The 17,379-nt window shown below is 60.5% G+C and carries 15 protein-coding genes; all 15 read right to left on the bottom strand.

Translation table 11 applies throughout. From position 1 onward, the window contains the following. Nucleotides 1-36: 36 nt before the first annotated feature. Nucleotides 37-948, bottom strand: coding sequence for a UDP-3-O-acyl-N-acetylglucosamine deacetylase (gene lpxC / locus MO767_RS16710; protein ID WP_095130494.1), 912 nt, complete (start codon nucleotides 946-948; stop codon nucleotides 37-39). Between the two features lie 112 nt (nucleotides 949-1,060). Continuing rightward, entirely contained in the window at nucleotides 1,061-2,254 is a 1,194-nt protein-coding gene (gene ftsZ, locus MO767_RS16715) for a cell division protein FtsZ (protein ID WP_033061342.1), read from the bottom strand. 68 nt (nucleotides 2,255-2,322) lie between these two features. After that, nucleotides 2,323-3,582 (bottom strand): cell division protein FtsA, encoded by a 1,260-nt coding sequence (gene ftsA, locus MO767_RS16720; RefSeq protein ID WP_033061341.1) that lies wholly within the window; start codon nucleotides 3,580-3,582, stop codon nucleotides 2,323-2,325. A gap of 15 nt (nucleotides 3,583-3,597) precedes the next feature. Beyond that, nucleotides 3,598-4,467, bottom strand: a complete 870-nt coding sequence (locus MO767_RS16725; RefSeq protein WP_282481403.1) for a cell division protein FtsQ/DivIB — start codon at nucleotides 4,465-4,467, stop codon at nucleotides 3,598-3,600. Between the two features lie 4 nt (nucleotides 4,468-4,471). Further along, entirely contained in the window at nucleotides 4,472-5,428 is a 957-nt protein-coding gene (locus tag MO767_RS16730) for a D-alanine--D-alanine ligase (protein WP_282481404.1), read from the bottom strand. Continuing rightward, nucleotides 5,425-6,885: a UDP-N-acetylmuramate--L-alanine ligase gene (gene murC, locus MO767_RS16735; RefSeq protein ID WP_282481405.1), complete on the bottom strand. Its 1,461-nt coding sequence runs from the start codon at nucleotides 6,883-6,885 to the stop codon at nucleotides 5,425-5,427. The genes MO767_RS16730 and murC overlap by 4 nt, the downstream gene beginning before the upstream one ends. Next, on the bottom strand, nucleotides 6,878-7,948 hold the full coding sequence (gene murG / locus MO767_RS16740; RefSeq protein ID WP_282481406.1) for an undecaprenyldiphospho-muramoylpentapeptide beta-N-acetylglucosaminyltransferase: 1,071 nt from the start codon (nucleotides 7,946-7,948) through the stop codon (nucleotides 6,878-6,880). Before murG ends, murC begins: the two co-directional genes overlap by 8 nt. After that, nucleotides 7,938-9,149, bottom strand: a complete 1,212-nt coding sequence (ftsW, locus tag MO767_RS16745) for a putative lipid II flippase FtsW (RefSeq protein ID WP_282481485.1) — start codon at nucleotides 9,147-9,149, stop codon at nucleotides 7,938-7,940. The genes murG and ftsW overlap by 11 nt, the downstream gene beginning before the upstream one ends. A 2-nt stretch (nucleotides 9,150-9,151) precedes the next feature. Then, entirely contained in the window at nucleotides 9,152-10,498 is a 1,347-nt protein-coding gene (gene murD / locus MO767_RS16750; RefSeq protein ID WP_282481407.1) for a UDP-N-acetylmuramoyl-L-alanine--D-glutamate ligase, read from the bottom strand. A gap of 5 nt (nucleotides 10,499-10,503) precedes the next feature. Beyond that, nucleotides 10,504-11,586 (bottom strand): phospho-N-acetylmuramoyl-pentapeptide-transferase, encoded by a 1,083-nt coding sequence (mraY, locus tag MO767_RS16755; protein ID WP_282481408.1) that lies wholly within the window; start codon nucleotides 11,584-11,586, stop codon nucleotides 10,504-10,506. Continuing rightward, nucleotides 11,586-12,953: a UDP-N-acetylmuramoyl-tripeptide--D-alanyl-D-alanine ligase gene (gene murF / locus MO767_RS16760; protein WP_282481409.1), complete on the bottom strand. Its 1,368-nt coding sequence runs from the start codon at nucleotides 12,951-12,953 to the stop codon at nucleotides 11,586-11,588. The genes mraY and murF overlap by 1 nt, the downstream gene beginning before the upstream one ends. After that, on the bottom strand, nucleotides 12,946-14,409 hold the full coding sequence (locus MO767_RS16765) for a UDP-N-acetylmuramoyl-L-alanyl-D-glutamate--2,6-diaminopimelate ligase (RefSeq protein ID WP_282481410.1): 1,464 nt from the start codon (nucleotides 14,407-14,409) through the stop codon (nucleotides 12,946-12,948). Before MO767_RS16765 ends, murF begins: the two co-directional genes overlap by 8 nt. Next, on the bottom strand, nucleotides 14,409-16,148 hold the full coding sequence (locus MO767_RS16770) for a penicillin-binding protein 2 (protein ID WP_282481486.1): 1,740 nt from the start codon (nucleotides 16,146-16,148) through the stop codon (nucleotides 14,409-14,411). The genes MO767_RS16765 and MO767_RS16770 overlap by 1 nt, the downstream gene beginning before the upstream one ends. Then, nucleotides 16,148-16,441: a cell division protein FtsL gene (gene ftsL, locus MO767_RS16775; protein ID WP_003205353.1), complete on the bottom strand. Its 294-nt coding sequence runs from the start codon at nucleotides 16,439-16,441 to the stop codon at nucleotides 16,148-16,150. The genes MO767_RS16770 and ftsL overlap by 1 nt, the downstream gene beginning before the upstream one ends. Next, the gene (gene rsmH / locus MO767_RS16780) at nucleotides 16,438-17,379 is read right to left on the bottom strand and encodes a 16S rRNA (cytosine(1402)-N(4))-methyltransferase RsmH (protein WP_282481487.1); all 942 of its coding nucleotides are present in this window, start codon (nucleotides 17,377-17,379) and stop codon (nucleotides 16,438-16,440) included. Before rsmH ends, ftsL begins: the two co-directional genes overlap by 4 nt.

Here is a 17,379-nt window from a genome sequence, read left to right on the forward strand (position 1 = left end):
GAAGGCAGCCTTTAAAAAACTAGAGAGGTTTTTTACTTACACGGCCGCAACGGGACGCATGTAAGAGATCGGTGCAGTGCTGGCGTCTTCGAAAGTCACGACTTCCCAAGCATCTGTCTGCTCAATCAACTTGCGCAGCAGCTGGTTGTTCAATGCATGTCCGGACTTGAAGCCCTTGAACTCACCAATCAGGCTATTGCCCAGCAGGTAGAGGTCACCAATTGCATCGAGGATCTTGTGCTTCACGAATTCGTCTTCATAGCGAAGGCCGTCTTCGTTCAGTACACCATCCGCGTCGACCACAATAGCGTTTTCAACGCTGCCGCCGAGTGCGAGGTTGTGCTTGCGCAGGTACTCGATATCACTCATGAAACCAAAGGTACGGGCGCGGCTGACTTCTTTTACAAACGAAGTGCTGGAAAAATCCACGCTTGCACTTTGTGTGCGGTCACGGAAAACCGGGTGATCGAAATCGATCTCGAAGCTCACTTTGAAACCTTCGAAAGGGACGAAAGTGGCGCGCTTGTCGCCGTCTTCCACTGTCACTTCCCGCAGGATCCGGATGAACTTCTTGGCGGCGTCCTGTTCTTCCAGGCCGGCCGATTGGATCAGGAATACGAAAGGTCCAGCGCTACCATCCATGATCGGAACTTCAGACGCGGAGAGCTCGACGTAGGCGTTATCGATGCCCAGGCCAGCCATGGCCGAGAGCAAGTGCTCCACCGTATCCACTTTGGTGTCACCACTGACCAATGTGGTCGACATCGTGGTTTCACCAACGTTTTCCGCGCGGGCAGGAATCTGCACCACAGGGTCGAGATCGGCACGAACAAACACAATGCCGGTGTCGATAGGTGCAGGCTTGAGGGTCAGGTATACCTTCTCCCCGGAGTGCAGGCCTACACCTGTAGCACGGATAATATTTTTCAGTGTGCGTTGTTTAATCATGGCTTGGGCCGCTTCAGCGCAAATTGCGAACTGGTATCAACAAAGGCTGGCGATGATAGCAGACCAGACCTTTGCTGAACACCAATCACCTTCATAGCCCTGATACATTCCATTAATCGGCCTGACGACGAAGGAAAGCCGGGATATCCAGGTAGTCCAGATCATCTTGCGGATTCATCTTCGCGGCAGTCGCAGCACCGGCCTGAGCCTGGTTGCGCATGACGGTCGGACGGTCCAGGTCACGGTAGTTCACAGCCGGCGCTTCCTGACGGGAAGGCGCTTGTTGCTGCGGCTGCGATGCCACGGACGTGTGCATGGTGTTGTCGATAACCTTCACAGGCTTCTCGATTTTCGCGCCCAGACCGGTGGCAACCACGGTCACGTGCAGCTCGTCGCGCATGTCCGGATCGATAACGGTACCGACCTTGACCATCGCGTGCTCCGAAGCGAAAGCTTCGATGATGCTACCCACGTCGGAGTACTCACCCAGGGACAGGTCAGGACCGGCGGTGATGTTCACCAGGATGCCGCGTGCACCTTGCAGGTTCACGTCTTCCAGCAATGGGTTGCGAATGGCCGCTTCGGTGGCCTCACGTGCACGGTTCGGACCGCTGGCGCAGCCAGTGCCCATCATCGCCATGCCCATTTCGCTCATCACGGTCCGTACGTCGGCAAAGTCGACGTTGATCATGCCCGGACGCTTGATGATGTCGGAGATACCGCGAACGGCACCGGCCAGTACATCGTCGGCCTTGGCGAATGCGGACAGCAGGCTTGCGTCCTTGCCAAGGATGGTCAGCAGCTTCTCGTTGGGAATGGTGATCAACGAGTCGACGCTTTCAGACAGCAGACGGATGCCTTCATCGGCGATCTGCATGCGCTTGCGGCCTTCGAACGGGAACGGACGAGTCACCACCGCAACGGTGAGGATCCCCATTTCCTTGGCCACTTCAGCAATGATCGGCGCAGCACCGGTACCGGTACCACCGCCCATGCCAGTGGTGATGAACACCATATTGGTGCCCTGCAGGACTTCGGCAATGCGCTCACGATCTTCGAGAGCGGCCTGACGACCTACTTCAGGGTTGGCGCCAGCGCCGAGACCTTTGGTCACGCCGGTGCCCAGTTGCAAGATGGTCCGCGCGCCGATGCTTTTCAGCGCTTGGGCATCAGTGTTGGCGCAGATAAATTCAACGCCTTCAATGTTGCTCTTGACCATGTGGTTGACGGCGTTGCCGCCGCCTCCGCCAACACCGATAACTTTAATAACCGGGCTTGCGGGGATGTTGTCTACGAGTTCGAACATTTTCCCTCTCCTTTACGTTCTCTAGTTTTTTCGCCTACTGCTTTTTGCTGCGGTGCTGCGGTAAATCTTTAGAAATTGCCTTGTACCCAGCTCTTGAAGCGATCGAGCAAGGCGACTTTCGGTTCTTCATTGCTGTAGCTGTCGCGGCTGCTGATGCCCGAGAACGAAATCCCGTCGGACTGCTTTTGCAGGCCGTACATCAACAGGCCAACGCCAGTGGAATAAATCGGGTTACGGACCACATCGTCCAGGCCCTTGACGCCATGCGGCACGCCCAGGCGGACCGGCATGTGGAAGATTTCTTCGGCCAATTCGACTGCGCCTTCCATCTTCGACGTACCACCGGTCAGCACGATGCCGGCCGGGATCAGGTCTTCGTAGCCGCTGCGACGCAGTTCGGCCTGAATCAGCGTGAACAGTTCGTCGTAGCGAGGCTCGACCACTTCGGCCAGGGCCTGACGAGACAGCTCGCGCGGTGGACGGTCGCCGACACTTGGGACCTTGATGGTTTCACCGGCACCGGCCAGTTTGGCCAGGGCGCAGGCGTAGCGAATCTTGATTTCTTCGGCGTACTGGGTCGGGGTGCGCAACGCCATGGCGATGTCGTTGGTCACCTGATCGCCCGCAATCGGGATCACCGCGGTGTGACGGATCGCACCTTCGGTGAAGATCGCGATGTCGGTGGTGCCGCCGCCGATGTCTACCAGGCACACGCCCAGTTCTTTCTCGTCGTCGGTCAGGACCGAGTAGGCCGAAGCCAGTTGCTCGAGAATGATGTCGTCGATTTCCAGGCCGCAGCGACGCACGCATTTTTCAATGTTCTGTGCGGCGTTGACGGCGCAGGTGACCACGTGGACCTTGGCTTCCAGCCGTACGCCCGACATGCCCAGGGGCTCGCGAACGCCTTCCTGGTTATCGATCACGTAATCTTGCGGCAGGGTGTGCAGCACGCGCTGGTCAGCCGGGATTGCCACGGCCTGGGCGGCGTCCAGAACTCGCTCGAGGTCGGCGGAGCTGACTTCGCGATCACGGATCGCCACGATGCCGTGAGAGTTCAGGCTGCGGATGTGATTGCCGGCCACGCCGACAAACGCCGAGTGGATGCGGCAACCCGCCATCAGCTGCGCTTCTTCGATCGCGCGCTGAATCGACTGCACGGTGGACTCGATGTTCACCACCACGCCTTTTTTCAGGCCACGGGACGGATGGGTACCGATCCCGACGATTTCCAGCGTGCCGTCGTCCGAGACCTCGCCGACCAGCGCCACCACCTTGGAGGTGCCGATATCGAGACCGACGATCATTTTGCCGCTTTGCACGTTTGCCATGGGTCCTGCCTCTTCTTAATTCTTCGCGACAGCGGGTTGGGCTATCGTGGGCGCTACAGGTTCCCGCCAGCCAACAGCGAGGCCGTTGGCGTAGCGCAGATCGATGCGCGCAATGTTCGTAATCTGTTCTTTAAGCGTCTTGTCATAGATGGCAATGAAGCGGCGCATCTTTTCCAGCAGGTTTCCGCGTCCCAGCAACAGTTCGATTCCCGGGCCCGCACTGCCGGCGCCGGTGGTCAGGAACCAGCTGCCTCGATCACGCAACTCCAGGCGCGCAATCGAGAAGCCCAACGGCCTGAGCATCTGGCTCAGCACCTGGTATTGCTGCATCACTTGCTGTTGGGCCCGTTGTGGGCCGAACAGCTGTGGCAAGTGTTCGTAATTCGCCAGCTCACGCGGGGTGAACGCCTGACCCTGGTTGTTCAACAGCGACTCATCGCCCCAACGGGCCACCGGCAGTTGTTCTTCCAGGCGGATCACCACTTGATCCGGCCACACCCGACGCACTTCGGCGTGGGCAATCCATGGCATTGTTTCAAGCTCGGTGCGCATGCTCGCAAGATCGATGGTGAAGAAGCTCGACGCCACGTACGGGGCGATCCGCTGCTGCACCGCTTGCTGGCTGATGTAACTCAAGTCGCCCTGCACGTTGATCTTGGTGATCGGCCGGTCGGCGTACGGCAACAAACGCTGCGCGCCTTCGTAAGTGCCGAAACCCAGTGCAACCAACAGCACCGGCCAGAACAAGGATTTCAGAAAACCAAAATTGGCTTTCGGCAGGCGCGCAGACATCGGCTCTTTGGCCACCATTCGGCTGGCACCCCGAGGTACCGGCTTGCGGCCGGTCGGTGCGGGGGGCTGATGTCTCAGCTGTGCGCCTTGCATGCTCTTAACCTCGCGGCTCAATGCTTGCGGCCAGAATCGCCAGAACCAGTTGCTGGAAATCCAGACCGGCAGCACGAGCTGCCATCGGCACCAGACTGTGATCGGTCATGCCAGGTGCGGTATTGACTTCCAGGAACCAGAACTGCCCGTCGGCGTCCTGCATCACGTCAGCCCTGCCCCAACCGGCGATACCCAGCGCCTCACAGGCTTTCGCCGTGAGGTCCATCAGTTCTTTTTCTTTGTTGCTGTCCAGGCCACACGGAATCCGGTACTGGGTATCGGAAGCCACGTACTTGGCGTCGTAGTCGTAGAAACTGTGCGTCGTGCCCAAGGCGATCGGTGGTAACACCTGGTCACGCAGGGTGGCGATGGTGAACTCCGGACCTTGAATCCATTGTTCGACCAACACTTGCGAATCGTAGGTACTGGCCGCTTTCCACGCGTCGATCAACTCCGACGCGGAGGTCACTTTGGCCATCCCGATACTTGAACCTTCATGGGCCGGTTTGACGATCAAAGGGAAGCCCAGTTCCGTCGCCGCCGAAATACAATCGGCCTCAGAACTCAGTACTGCATGGCGTGGCGTCGGAATACCCAGGCTGTGCCAGACCTGCTTGGTCCGCAGCTTGTCCATGGCCAGCGCGGAAGCAAGAATGCCGCTGCCGGTGTACGGAATACCCAGGCATTCCAGCAGGCCCTGCATGCTGCCGTCTTCACCGCCACGACCGTGGAGGATGACGAAGGCGCGGTCGATCTTTTCGTTCAGCAAACGCTGCAGAAGGTCATCGCCCACATCGAGGCCGAACGCATCCACACCGGCGCTCAGCAGCGCGTCGAGAACCGCGTTACCCGACTTCAGGGAAACCTCACGCTCGGCACTCTTGCCGCCGAAGAGTACGGCGACGCGGCCGAAATCTTTCGGCGCAATAGTGGAGACGAGGTTGGCGTAAGCAGCAGTCATTTCAACTTCCCCACACTCGGCGCAGCAACGGCGCCTGCAAACAACGGACTTTTCAACAGTTTCGGTGCAAGACCACCGATGTCACCGGCGCCCTGGCACAGCAGGATGTCGCCGGCACGCAGCAGCGGCTTGACGATGGGCGCGAGGTCAACACCGCGCTCGATGTAGATCGGGTCGAGCTGACCGCGCTGACGGATGCTGTTGCACAGCTTGCGGCTGTCGGCGCCCGGGATCGGTTCTTCACCGGCCGGGTAGACTTCCATCAGCAGCAGGACGTTGGCGTCGGCCAATACATTGACGAAATCGTCGTACAGGTCGCGGGTCCGGCTGTAACGGTGCGGCTGGTAGACCATCACCAGACGGCGTTCCGGCCAGCCACCGCGCACGGCTTTGATGACCGCGGCGACTTCGGTCGGGTGGTGACCGTAGTCGTCGACCAGCATCACGTTGCCGCCTTCTACCGGCAGTTCGCCGTAGACCTGGAAGCGTCGGCCGACACCCTGGAACCCGGACAGGCCCTGGACGATGGCTTCATCGCTGACACCCTCGTCAGTGGCGATGCAGATGGTTGCCAGTGCGTTCAACACGTTGTGGTTGCCCGGCATGTTCACCGAGACATCCAGCGGATCGCGATCAGGACGCAGCACGGTAAAGAAGGTCTGCATGCCCTGCTGGCGCACGTTGATCGCGCGCACGTCGCAGTCATCGCCGAAGCCATAGGTGACCGTCGGGCGTTTCACCAGCGGCAGGATTTCACGCACCACCGGATCGTCCAGGCACACCACCGCCAGACCATAGAACGGCAGGTTGTGGAGGAACTCGACGAAGGTTTTCTTCAGTTTGTTGAAGTCACCGTCGTAGGTCGCCATGTGGTCGGCGTCGATGTTGGTGACCACAGCCACCAGCGGCTGCAAGTGCAGGAAGCTCGCATCGCTTTCGTCTGCTTCAGCGATCAGGTAACGGCTGGTGCCGAGCTGGGCATTAGTGCCCGCGGCATTCAGACGGCCACCGATGACGAATGTCGGGTCCAGGCCACCGGCCGCGAACACCGAAGCGATCAGGCTGGTGGTGGTGGTTTTGCCGTGGGTGCCGGCGACGGCGATGCCGTGGCGGTAGCGCATCAGCTCGGCCAGCATTTCAGCGCGAGGCACCACAGGAATGCGGCGTTCCAGGGCGGTGGCGACTTCCGGGTTGGACGTGTTCACGGCACTGGAGGTGACCAGCACATCGGCGTTCGCGGCGTTCTCGGCGCGGTGGCCGATAAAGATCTGGGCGCCGAAGGACTCGAGACGCTCGGTGACCGGCGACGCTTTCAGGTCGGAACCGGACACTTCATAGCCCAGGTTCAACAACACTTCGGCGATACCGCACATGCCCACGCCGCCGATTCCGACGAAGTGGATGCGACGGATGCGGCGCATTTCCGGTTGCGGCATGGCTTTCTGATTCTCAACCATGGGCCACCTCCAGGCAGGTATCGACCACGTTACGGGTTGCATCGGGTTTGGCCAGGCGGCGTGCCGCGGTGGCCATGTCGGTCAGTCGTTGTGGTTGCATCAGGACCTCTGTCAGGCGTGCGGCAAGATCCGCTGCGCCAGTCGTTCTTTGCGGCATCAGGAAGGCAGCGCCTTCACGGGCCAAATAATCGGCGTTGCGGGTCTGGTGATCGTCGATCGCGTGGGGCAAAGGCACCAGCATCGAGGGCAGACCGGCGGCGGCCAGTTCACTGATGGTCAACGCGCCTGCACGGCACACCACCAGGTCGGCCCAGCCATAGGCTTGGGCCATGTCTTTGATGAAAGGCTGCACTTGCGCCTCGACGCCAGCCGCGCGATAGCGCTGCGCAGTCACTTCATCGTGGTTTTTGCCGGCCTGATGAAACACCTCCGGGCGCAGGTCGGGGGCGACTTGCGACAGGGCTTCAGGCAGCAACTTGTTCAACGGTTCTGCGCCCAGGCTTCCACCCAGGATCAGCAAACGCGCCTTGCGACCGGCCAGAGCCTGTCGCGGTGTTTCGAGGAACAGCTCGGTGCGCACCGGGTTACCGGTGGTTCGACGGCTGCCCGACAGGGTAAAGGTGTCGGGGAACGCTTCACAGACTCGGGCGGCCAACGGCACCAGCAACCGATTGGCGGTACCGGCCACGGCGTTCTGCTCGTGAACGATTACCGGCACGCCGGCCAGTTTGGCGGCAACGCCACCAGGACCGGTCACATAACCACCAAAGCCGACCACACACACCGGCCGCAGCTGGCGAATGATCGCCCGCGCCTGCCAGATCGACTTGAGCAACATGAACGGCGCCTTGAGCAGGGACAATTTGCCCTTGCCACGCAATCCGCTGGCATTGATCCGATGCAGTTCGATACCGGCCACCGGGACCAGATCGTTCTCGATGCCACGCGGTGTCCCGAGCCAATGCACGGTGTAACCGCGGGCCTGGAATTCACGAGCACAGGCCAGCGCCGGGAACACGTGGCCACCGGTACCGCCCGCCATGATCAGCACGTTAGCGCCCATGGGTTGACTCCTCGGCGAAGTCGCTCTCATGGAACTCCGTCTCTTCACTGCCCAGGTGGGTTCGACTCTCCCACTCGATGCGCAGCAACAAGCCGAGACAGGCACCGCAGATCACCAACGAACTGCCGCCATAACTGAGGAACGGCAGGGTCAGACCTTTGGTTGGCAGCAGGCCGACGTTTACCCCGATGTTGATCAGGAACTGACCAATCCACAGGAACGACAGGCCGTACGCGATGTAGGCGGCGAAGAATTGCTTGGCCTTCTCGGCCCAGTAACCGATGTACATGCCACGAATACAGACAAAGACGAACAGCGCCACCGTGCACAAAGAACCCACGGCACCCAGTTCTTCGGCCAGGACCGAGAACACGAAGTCAGTGTGGGCTTCCGGCAGGTAGAACTGTTTCTGCACGCTGTTGCCCAGGCCAACGCCCAGCCATTCACCGCGACCAAAAGCGATCAACGCTTGAGACAACTGATAGCCGGCACCGAACTGGTCGGCCCACGGATCCGCAAAGTTGGTCAGGCGCGCCATTCGATACGGCTGCACTTGAATCAACAACACCACCGCCGCGACCGCCAGGACAACCATCAAGGAAAAACGGAACAGCCCGACCCCGCCGAGGAACAGCATCGCCGCAGCAGCCCCCATCATCACGACGGTGGCACCGAAGTCCGGCTCCATCAGCAACAGACCCGCCATCGGCAGCAGAACGATGAACGGCTTGAAGAAGCCCATCCAGCTTTCACGCACTTCTTTCTGGCGACGCACCAGATAACCGGCGAGGTAGATCACCACGAACACCTTGGCGATCTCGGAAGGCTGAACGTTAAAGAAACTGAAGCCGATCCAGCGCATCGAACCGTTCACTTCACGGCCGATCCCCGGAATGATCACCATCACCAGCAAACCGAACGCACCAATCAGCATCAGCCAGCCCAGGCGTTGCCAGGTGGCGATCGGAATCATCATGGTGACGATGCAGGCACCCAGGCCCAGCACGATGTAGATAAGGTGGCGAATCATGTAATACAGGGCGCTGCCCGACTGCACCGCAGCCACCTCGGTCGATGCCGATGCAATCATGACCAGCCCGAGGCCGATCAATGCCAGGCAGCCGGCGAGCATCGGGAAGTCGAGGTCGATGCCGCGCCCGGTGATGATCGGCGACGGATAGGGCTTGATGATGTTCAACAGGCTCATACCAGATCCTCCACAGCGCGGACGAACTGGTGACCACGATCTTCGTAATTCTTGAACATGTCGAAACTGGCGCAGGCGGGCGACAGCAGCACGACGTCGCCCGGTTGCGCAGCGGCGCGGCATTGCTCGACTGCTTCGATCAGCGAAGCGGCGCGGATCAGCGGCACGGCATCGCCAATAGCCTCACCGATCTTGTCGGAGTCGCGGCCCATCAGGATCACGGCGCGGCAGTTAGCCGCCACCGGATCACGCAGATCATTGAACTCGGCGCCCTTGCCATCGCCACCGGCGATCAGCACGACCTTGCCGTCGATGTCCGCACCCAGGCCTTCGATGGCCGCCAGGGCGGCGCCGACGTTGGTGGCTTTGGAATCGTTGTAGTAGCTCACGCCATTCAAATCGCGGATCCATTGGCAGCGATGCTCAAGCCCGGCGAAAGTGCGCAGGCTCGACAGCATGGCGTCGAATGGCAGGCCGACCGCGTGGCCCAAAGCCAATGCTGCCAGGGCGTTGGACTGGTTGTGGGCGCCGCGAATTTTCAACTCGCGCACCGGCATCAGGTTCTGGAATTCGAAGGCCAGGTACTTCTCGCCGTCTTCTTCGCGGATACCGAATGCCTTGAAATCAGGTTTGCTCAAACCGAAGGTCCAGCATGGCTGACCTTCGCCAATCAGCGGACGGCTCAGGGCATCCTGACGGTTGACCACAAACTGCTTGGCACCTCGGAAGATCCGATGCTTGGCCAAGTGATAGGCCGGCAGACCGCTGTAGCGGTCCATGTGGTCTTCGCTGACGTTGAGCACGGTCGCCACTTCGGCGTTGAGTTGATCGGTGGTTTCGAGCTGGAAGCTCGACAGTTCCATCACGTACAGCTCGACGTCATCGCTGAGCAGGTCCAGCGCCGGCGTACCGAGGTTGCCACCGACGGCGACACGCTTGCCGGCCGCCGCAGCCATCTCGCCGACCAGCGTGGTGACGGTGCTTTTCGCGTTGGAGCCGCTGATGGCGACGATCGGCGCCTTCGCGTTACGCGCGAACAGCTCGATGTCGCCGGACAATTTCACGCCACGGGCGGCGGCAGCCTGCAGGGCCGGGGTCGCCAGCGCCAGCCCGGGGCTCACGTAGAGCTCGTCGGCGCGGCACAGGAATTCGACGTCCAGCTCGCCACAACGCACTTCCACGTGCGGATAGTCACGCTTGAGCGTGGCCAGTTCCGGTGGATTTTCCCGCGTATCGGCGACAGCAAACGACGTGCCCCGGTTCGCCAGGAAGCGAACCAGGGACATGCCGCTCTTGCCGAGGCCGACAACGATGCGGAAGTGGTCAGAAGCGATCAGAGACACTCGTTCTACCTCAGCTTCAGGGTGGCAAGGCCAACCAGCACGAGAATCACGGTGATGATCCAGAAACGGACGATCACGCGTGGCTCGGGCCAGCCCTTGAGTTCAAAGTGGTGGTGAATCGGCGCCATGCGGAACACACGGCGACCGGTTAGCTTGAAGGAAGCAACCTGAATGACGACTGACAGGGTCTCCATCACGAACACGCCGCCCATGATGAACAGGACGATTTCCTGACGGACGATCACCGCGATGGTGCCCAGTGCCGCGCCCAGCGCCAGTGCGCCGACGTCGCCCATGAACACCTGAGCCGGATACGTGTTGAACCAGAGAAACCCGAGGCCCGCGCCGATCAAGGCGCCGCAGAACACAATCAACTCGCCTGCACCCGGCACATACGGAATCAACAGGTATTCAGCGAATTTCACGTTACCCGACAGGTAGCAGAAAATGCCCAACCCGCCGCCGACCATTACGGTGGGCATGATCGCCAGACCGTCGAGGCCATCAGTCAGGTTGACCGCGTTGCTCGAGCCGACAATCACGAAGTAAGTCAGGACAATGAAACCAACGCCCAGCGGAATGCTGTGGTCCTTGAGCATCGGCAAAATCAGGGTGGTTTCCACCGGTGTCGCGGCGGTCATATAAAGGAAGATCGCCGCGCCCAGGCCGAACACCGATTGCCAGAAGTACTTCCAGCGGCTCGGCAAGCCACGGGAGTTCTTCTCGATCACTTTGCGGTAATCGTCGACCCAGCCGATGGCCCCGAACAACAAGGTCACCAGCAGCACGGTCCATACATAACGGTTGGTCAGGTCAGCCCACAGCAAAGTACTGACGCCGATGGACGACAGTATCAGCGCGCCGCCCATGGTCGGGGTGCCGGACTTGGACAGGTGCGATTGTGGACCGTCGTTACGAACGGATTGACCGATCTGACGGTTCTGTAAAGTGCGGATCATCCACGGGCCATAGCACAGCGACAAAACCAGCGCGGTCAGCACACCGAGAATCCCGCGCAGGGTCAGGTACTGAAAGACCGCGAAGCCTTTGTAGAACTGTTGCAGGTACTCCGCTAGCAGCAGCAGCATTAATGTTTCTCCAGGCTGGTCCCGCACAAAGCGGCGACGATGTTTTCCATCGCAGCGCTGCGCGAGCCCTTGATCAAAATGGTGGTGTTTGTATCTTGCTCGGCGCCCAGGGCCTTGATCAGTTCAGCTTGAGTGCTGAAGTGAAAGGCCTGTGCACCGAAAGCGCTCACGGCGTGAGCCATCATTGGCCCGACAGCGTAAAGCGCGGAAACCTTGTCGCGGGCGTACTCGCCCACATCGCGGTGCCCCTGCTCCGCCCAATCGCCCAACTCGCCGATATCTCCGAGCACCAGAACGGTGCGGCCGGAAAAGCCGGCGAGTATATCAACGGCGGCGCACATGGAGGTGGGGTTCGCGTTGTACGTGTCATCGATCACGCGCATGCCATTGCTGGCCAGTTGCGCGACGGTGCGGCCCTTGACCGGTTGCACCGCGCCGAGGCCGGTGGCGATGCCGAACAGCGAAACGCCCAGCGCATGGGCGGCGGCGGCGGCGGCCATGGCATTGGCGACGTTATGGGTGCCGAGCAGGTTCAGTTGAACGCGCTCCATACCTTCAGGAGTGTGCAGGTTGAACGCCGGGCAACCGCGAGCGTCACGGCCCAGATCGCTGGCGTAGAAATCGGCGCTGACATTGCTCAGGGCGAAGGTCAGCACTTTGCGACCGGCAGCACGGATCTTCCAGATGTCGAACGCCTTGTCGTCAAGATTGAGAACGGCGACGCCATCGGCATCCAGTCCTTCAATAATCTCGCCCTTGGCTTCAACGATTTTTTCCGGGCCGCCGAACTCGCCAACATGGGCGGTCCCGGCGTTGTTGAGCACGGCCACATGAGGCTTGGTCATGCCGACGGTGTAGGCAATCTCGCCGAGACGCGAAGCACCCAGTTCGATCACCGCCGCGGTATGTTCCGGTGCGAGCTCGAGCAAGGTCAGCGGAACGCCGAGATCATTGTTCAGGTTGCCACGGGTCGCCAACACCGGACCGCGCGTGCGTAGGATGCTGGCGAGCATTTCCTTGACCGTGGTCTTGCCGCTGGAACCGGTGATCGCTGCGACAGGATGGGTGTAAGCAGCACGGTTCAACGCGCCGAGTTGCCCCAGCGCCTGACGGGTATCTTTCACCAGCAACTGCGGCAGTGCGCTGTCGGCGACTTCGCGCTCGACCAACGCCGCTACGGCGCCTTTTGCGGCGACGTCATTGAGATAGTCATGCCCATCGAAACGCGGGCCGGTCAGGGCAATAAAGAGTTGGCCTGGTTTGATCGCGCGGCTGTCGATGCTGACGCCGTCGAAGCTGGCATCGGCAGTGACCAAGCGGGCATTCAGCGCGCCGGTCAGTTCGCTCAGTTTCAAGGCCTTAAGCATGAGCCACCTCCCACGCGGTCAAGGCGTGATCGGCCTCGACCAGATCGGAGAAAGCGTGACGCTGGCCGTTGATTTCCTGATAGTCCTCGTGACCTTTACCGGCCAGGACAATCACGTCATCTGCCGAAGCGCTGGCGATCAATTGTGCAATCGCCCGGCCACGGCCAGCGACGAAGGTGACTTTATCCACAGCGGTAAAACCGGCGCGGATGTCGTCGAAGATCACTGCAGGGTCTTCGGTGCGCGGGTTGTCATCGGTCACCAGCACGCCGTCAGCCAGACGCTCGACCACTTCTGCCATGAGCGGACGCTTGCCGCGATCGCGATCACCACCACAACCGAACAGGCACAGCAAACGGCCTTTCGCGTGAGGACGCAGGGCCATCAAGACTTTTTCCAGCGCATCCGGTGTGTGGGCGTAATCGACCACTACCAGCGGCTGAGTACCGCCGCCGAGGCGCTGCATGCGTCCGGCCGGGCCTTCGAGTTTTGGCAGCACGTTGAGGATTTCGTCCAGTGCGTAGTCCAGGCCCAGCAAGGCGCCGACCGCGGCCAGCACGTTGCTCAGGTTGAAACGACCGAGCAAGGTGCTGCGCAGATGATGCTCACCCTGCGGCGTGACCAACGTGGCGCGCACACCTTCGTCATCGAACTGCGCTTCACGGCAATAAAGGTAGGCACTGGAGTCTTCCAGGCTGTAGGTGATCAAGCGCGACTCGCGTTTATCGGCTGCCAGTTCGCGGCCGAATTCGTCGTCGAGGTTAACCACCCGGCACTTCAAATCGTTCCAGGCAAACAGCTTGGCCTTGGCTTCACCGTAGGCTTGCATGGTGCCGTGGTAATCCAGGTGATCGCGGGACAGGTTGGTCATCACCGCCACATCGAACGCCAGTGCGGTCACGCGGCCCTGGTCCAGACCGTGGGAAGAAACTTCCATGGCTACGGCTTTGGCACCAGCCTTTTTCAGGTCGGCGAGGGTTGCCTGCACGGCGATCGGGTTCGGCGTGGTGTGCAAGCCGCTTTCGAGCGCGCCGTAAAAACCGGTACCCAACGTGCCGACGATGCCGCAGTGCTGACCAAGCAAATCCAATGCTTGCGCAACCAACTGCGTCACGCTGGTTTTGCCGTTGGTGCCGGTCACGCCGACCAGGTTCAGGTGACGACTCGGGTCACCGTAAAAACGCCCGGCGATGTCCGACAGCTGCGCCGCCAGGCCTTTGACTGGAATCAGCGGTACATCGGTAATCGGCAATACGGTCGCGCCTTCGACTTCATACGCCACAGCGGCAGCGCCGCGTTGCAGGGCGTCTGCAATGTGCGCGCGACCGTCGAACTTGCCGCCAGGGACGGCGAGAAACAGGTCGCCAGCCCGCACGTTGCGGCTGTCCAGGGTCAGTTCGCGGATCAACAGATCGCGGCCGGCGTGGGCAAAAATCTTGTTCAGACTCAGAGACATCAGCCGCGCCCTCCATTGGCTTTCAGCGGAACGACCGGTGCTGCGTTCGCTTGTTGAGTAGGTGGCAGGTTGTCCGGGGTGATGTTCATCAGGCGCAAGGTCCCGGACATCACTTTGCTGAACACCGGCGCCGATACCAGACCACCGAAGTAACCGGCCTTGGTCGGCTCATCGATCACCACCACGATTGCGTAACGCGGATCGCTCATCGGGCCGAAGCCGGCGAACAGCGAACGGTAGGAATTCTCGGCGTAGCCTTTGGTGCCCACCGAAGTCTTACGCGCAGTACCCGACTTGCCGGCCACGTGATACGCCGGCACCTGCGCACGGAACACACCGCGCGGGGCTTCGATCACTTGGGTCAGCATGCCTTGCATGGTTTTCGCGACCGCTTCCGGCAATACCTGTGTGGTTTGCGGTGGCTTGTCGGTTTTGATCAGGGTCAACGGCGCTAGGCGACCGTTGTTGGCCAGGGCCGAGAAGGCGTGAACCAACTGGATCGCGGTTACCGAGATACCGTAGCCGTAAGACAGCGTGGCGGTTTCAGCCTTGCGCCATTCGCGGTAGTTCGGCAGGTTGCCGACACGTTCGCCCGGGAAGCCGAGGCCGGTGTCCTGGCCGAGGCCGACTTTTTGCGCCAGACGGAAAATCGTTTCGCCGCCGATATCGAACGCTACCTTACTCATGCCGACGTTACTGGAGTTGATCAGGATGCCGGTGAGGTCGAGCACCGGGCCTTCAGTCTTCGATACGTCCTTGATGGTGTACTTACCAATCTGCAAGGAGCCTGGATATACCTCGACAGTGTCGCTCGGTTTCCAGCGACCGGTTTCAATGGCGGCGCTCATGGAGATCGCTTTCATGGTCGAACCCGGCTCGAACACGTCGATCATTGCGCGGTTACGCATCATCGCCGGTTGCAGGTTGCGACGGTTGTTCGGGTTGTAGGTCGGCTGGTTGACCATGGCGAGGATCTCGCCGCTCTTCACGTCCATGATCACCAGGCTGCCGGCCTTGGCGCCGTTTTCGATAATCGCGTTACGCAGCTCGCGGTTGGCCAGGTATTGCAGACGCAGGTCAATGGACAACGCCAAGGGCTTTCCGGCCTTGGCGTTTTTGGTGACCTGAACATCCTTGATAAGTCGGCCACGCCGATCCTTGATCACCTGTCGCTTGCCGGGGACCCCGGCCAGCCATTCGTCGTAGGCCAGCTCGACGCCTTCACGACCGTGGTCATCGATGTCGGTAAATCCGACCATGTGGGCGGTGACTTCACCGGCCGGATAGAAACGCCGGAACTCCTCAATGCCGTAAACGCCCGGTACTTTCAGATCGAGCACGGACTGGCCCTGTTCGGGGGTCAGCCCGCGCACCAGGTAGATGAATTCTTTATTGGCTTGAGCCTCGAGACGCTCGGCCAGGGCTTTAGGGTCTTGGCCCAAAGCGGCCGCCAGTGCTGGCCACTTCTCTTTGGCCAGTTGCATTTCCTTGGCGTTGGCCCACAGGGTAGTCACCGGGGTACTGACGGCCAAAGGCTCGCCGTTACGGTCGGTGATTAGACCACGGTGAGCCGGAATCGGAATATGACGAACGCTGCGCGCATCGCCCTGACCTTTAAGGAAGGCACGGTCGACGACTTGCAGGTCGATGATGCGCCAGCAAATAGCCACGACCATGATGCCGAGCAAACCCAGCACCAGGCGGAAACGCCATGGAAACAGAGCGCCTTCGAGTTTCATCATGGCGCCACCATCTGCACTTCAGCAGCGCCTGGAATGCGCATCTTCAGTTGCTCGGTCGCCAGGACTTCGATACGGCTGTGGGCAGTCCAGGTGCTCTGTTCGAGAATCAAACGACCCCATTCCGCTTGCGCCTTGTCGCGCACGCTCAACTCGTTATACAGCGAGTTCAGCAGTTGACGGTTCCAGTGGGCACTGTAGGAAACGCCGATGGCTGACACGAGCACGCCAATAAACAACAGCAGCATGAAAAAGCTTCCGCCGGGAAGTGGCTTGGCGAAAAGCTTGCTCACCGCAGCTTCTCCGCGACGCGCATGACGGCGCTACGGGAGCGTGGGTTGGCTTTGAGTTCGGCCTCGGAGGCGGACTGTGCTTTGCCATGGATTTTGATTATTGGTTCGAAGGCGACGTGACGTACCGGCAGGTTGCGCGGCAAGTTGTCGGCTTCGCCTTTCACCAGTTTGCGCATGAACAGTTTGACGATGCGGTCTTCCAGCGAGTGGAAGCTGATGACCACCAGGCGGCCACCGACTTCCAGGCATTCCAGTGCAGCTTCGAGGCCGGCTTCCAGATCACCCAGCTCGTTGTTGACGTGAATACGCAAGCCCTGGAACGCACGGGTCGCCGGGTTTTTGCCCTTTTCCCAGGCAGGATTGGCGACTTTCAGGACTTCAGCCAGATCGGCAGTGCGCTCGAACGGCTTGATGTCGCGACGCTCGGCCACGGCACGGGCCATCCGGCCGGAGAATCTTTCTTCGCCGTATTGCTTGAACACCCGGGCGATTTCTTCCGCCGGGGCGGTGTTGACGAATTCGGCAGCGCTGATTCCTCGGGACGGATCCATGCGCATGTCCAGCGGGCCATCATTGAGGAAACTGAAGCCGCGCTCAGGGTCGTCGAGCTGCGGCGAGGACACGCCGAGGTCGAGCAAAACGCCGCTGACCTTGCCGTCCAGACCGCGTTCGGCGACTTCCGAACCGAGCTCGGCAAAGCTGCGCTGTACAACGACAAAGCGGCCGTCTTCGGCCGCTAGCGTTTGCCCGGTGGCAATCGCTTGAGGATCTTTGTCGAATCCAAGCAGCCGACCATCGGGACCGAGCTGGCTGAGGATCAACCGGCTGTGTCCGCCGCGCCCGAACGTACCGTCCAGATAGCAGCCATCAGGACGTACGGCGAGAGCCTCCACGGCTTCGTCAAGCAGTACGGTGATGTGGTTAAAGCCGCTATCAAT

This window comes from Pseudomonas sp. UYIF39, from assembly GCF_029963765.1.
Lineage (GTDB): Bacteria > Pseudomonadota > Gammaproteobacteria > Pseudomonadales > Pseudomonadaceae > Aquipseudomonas.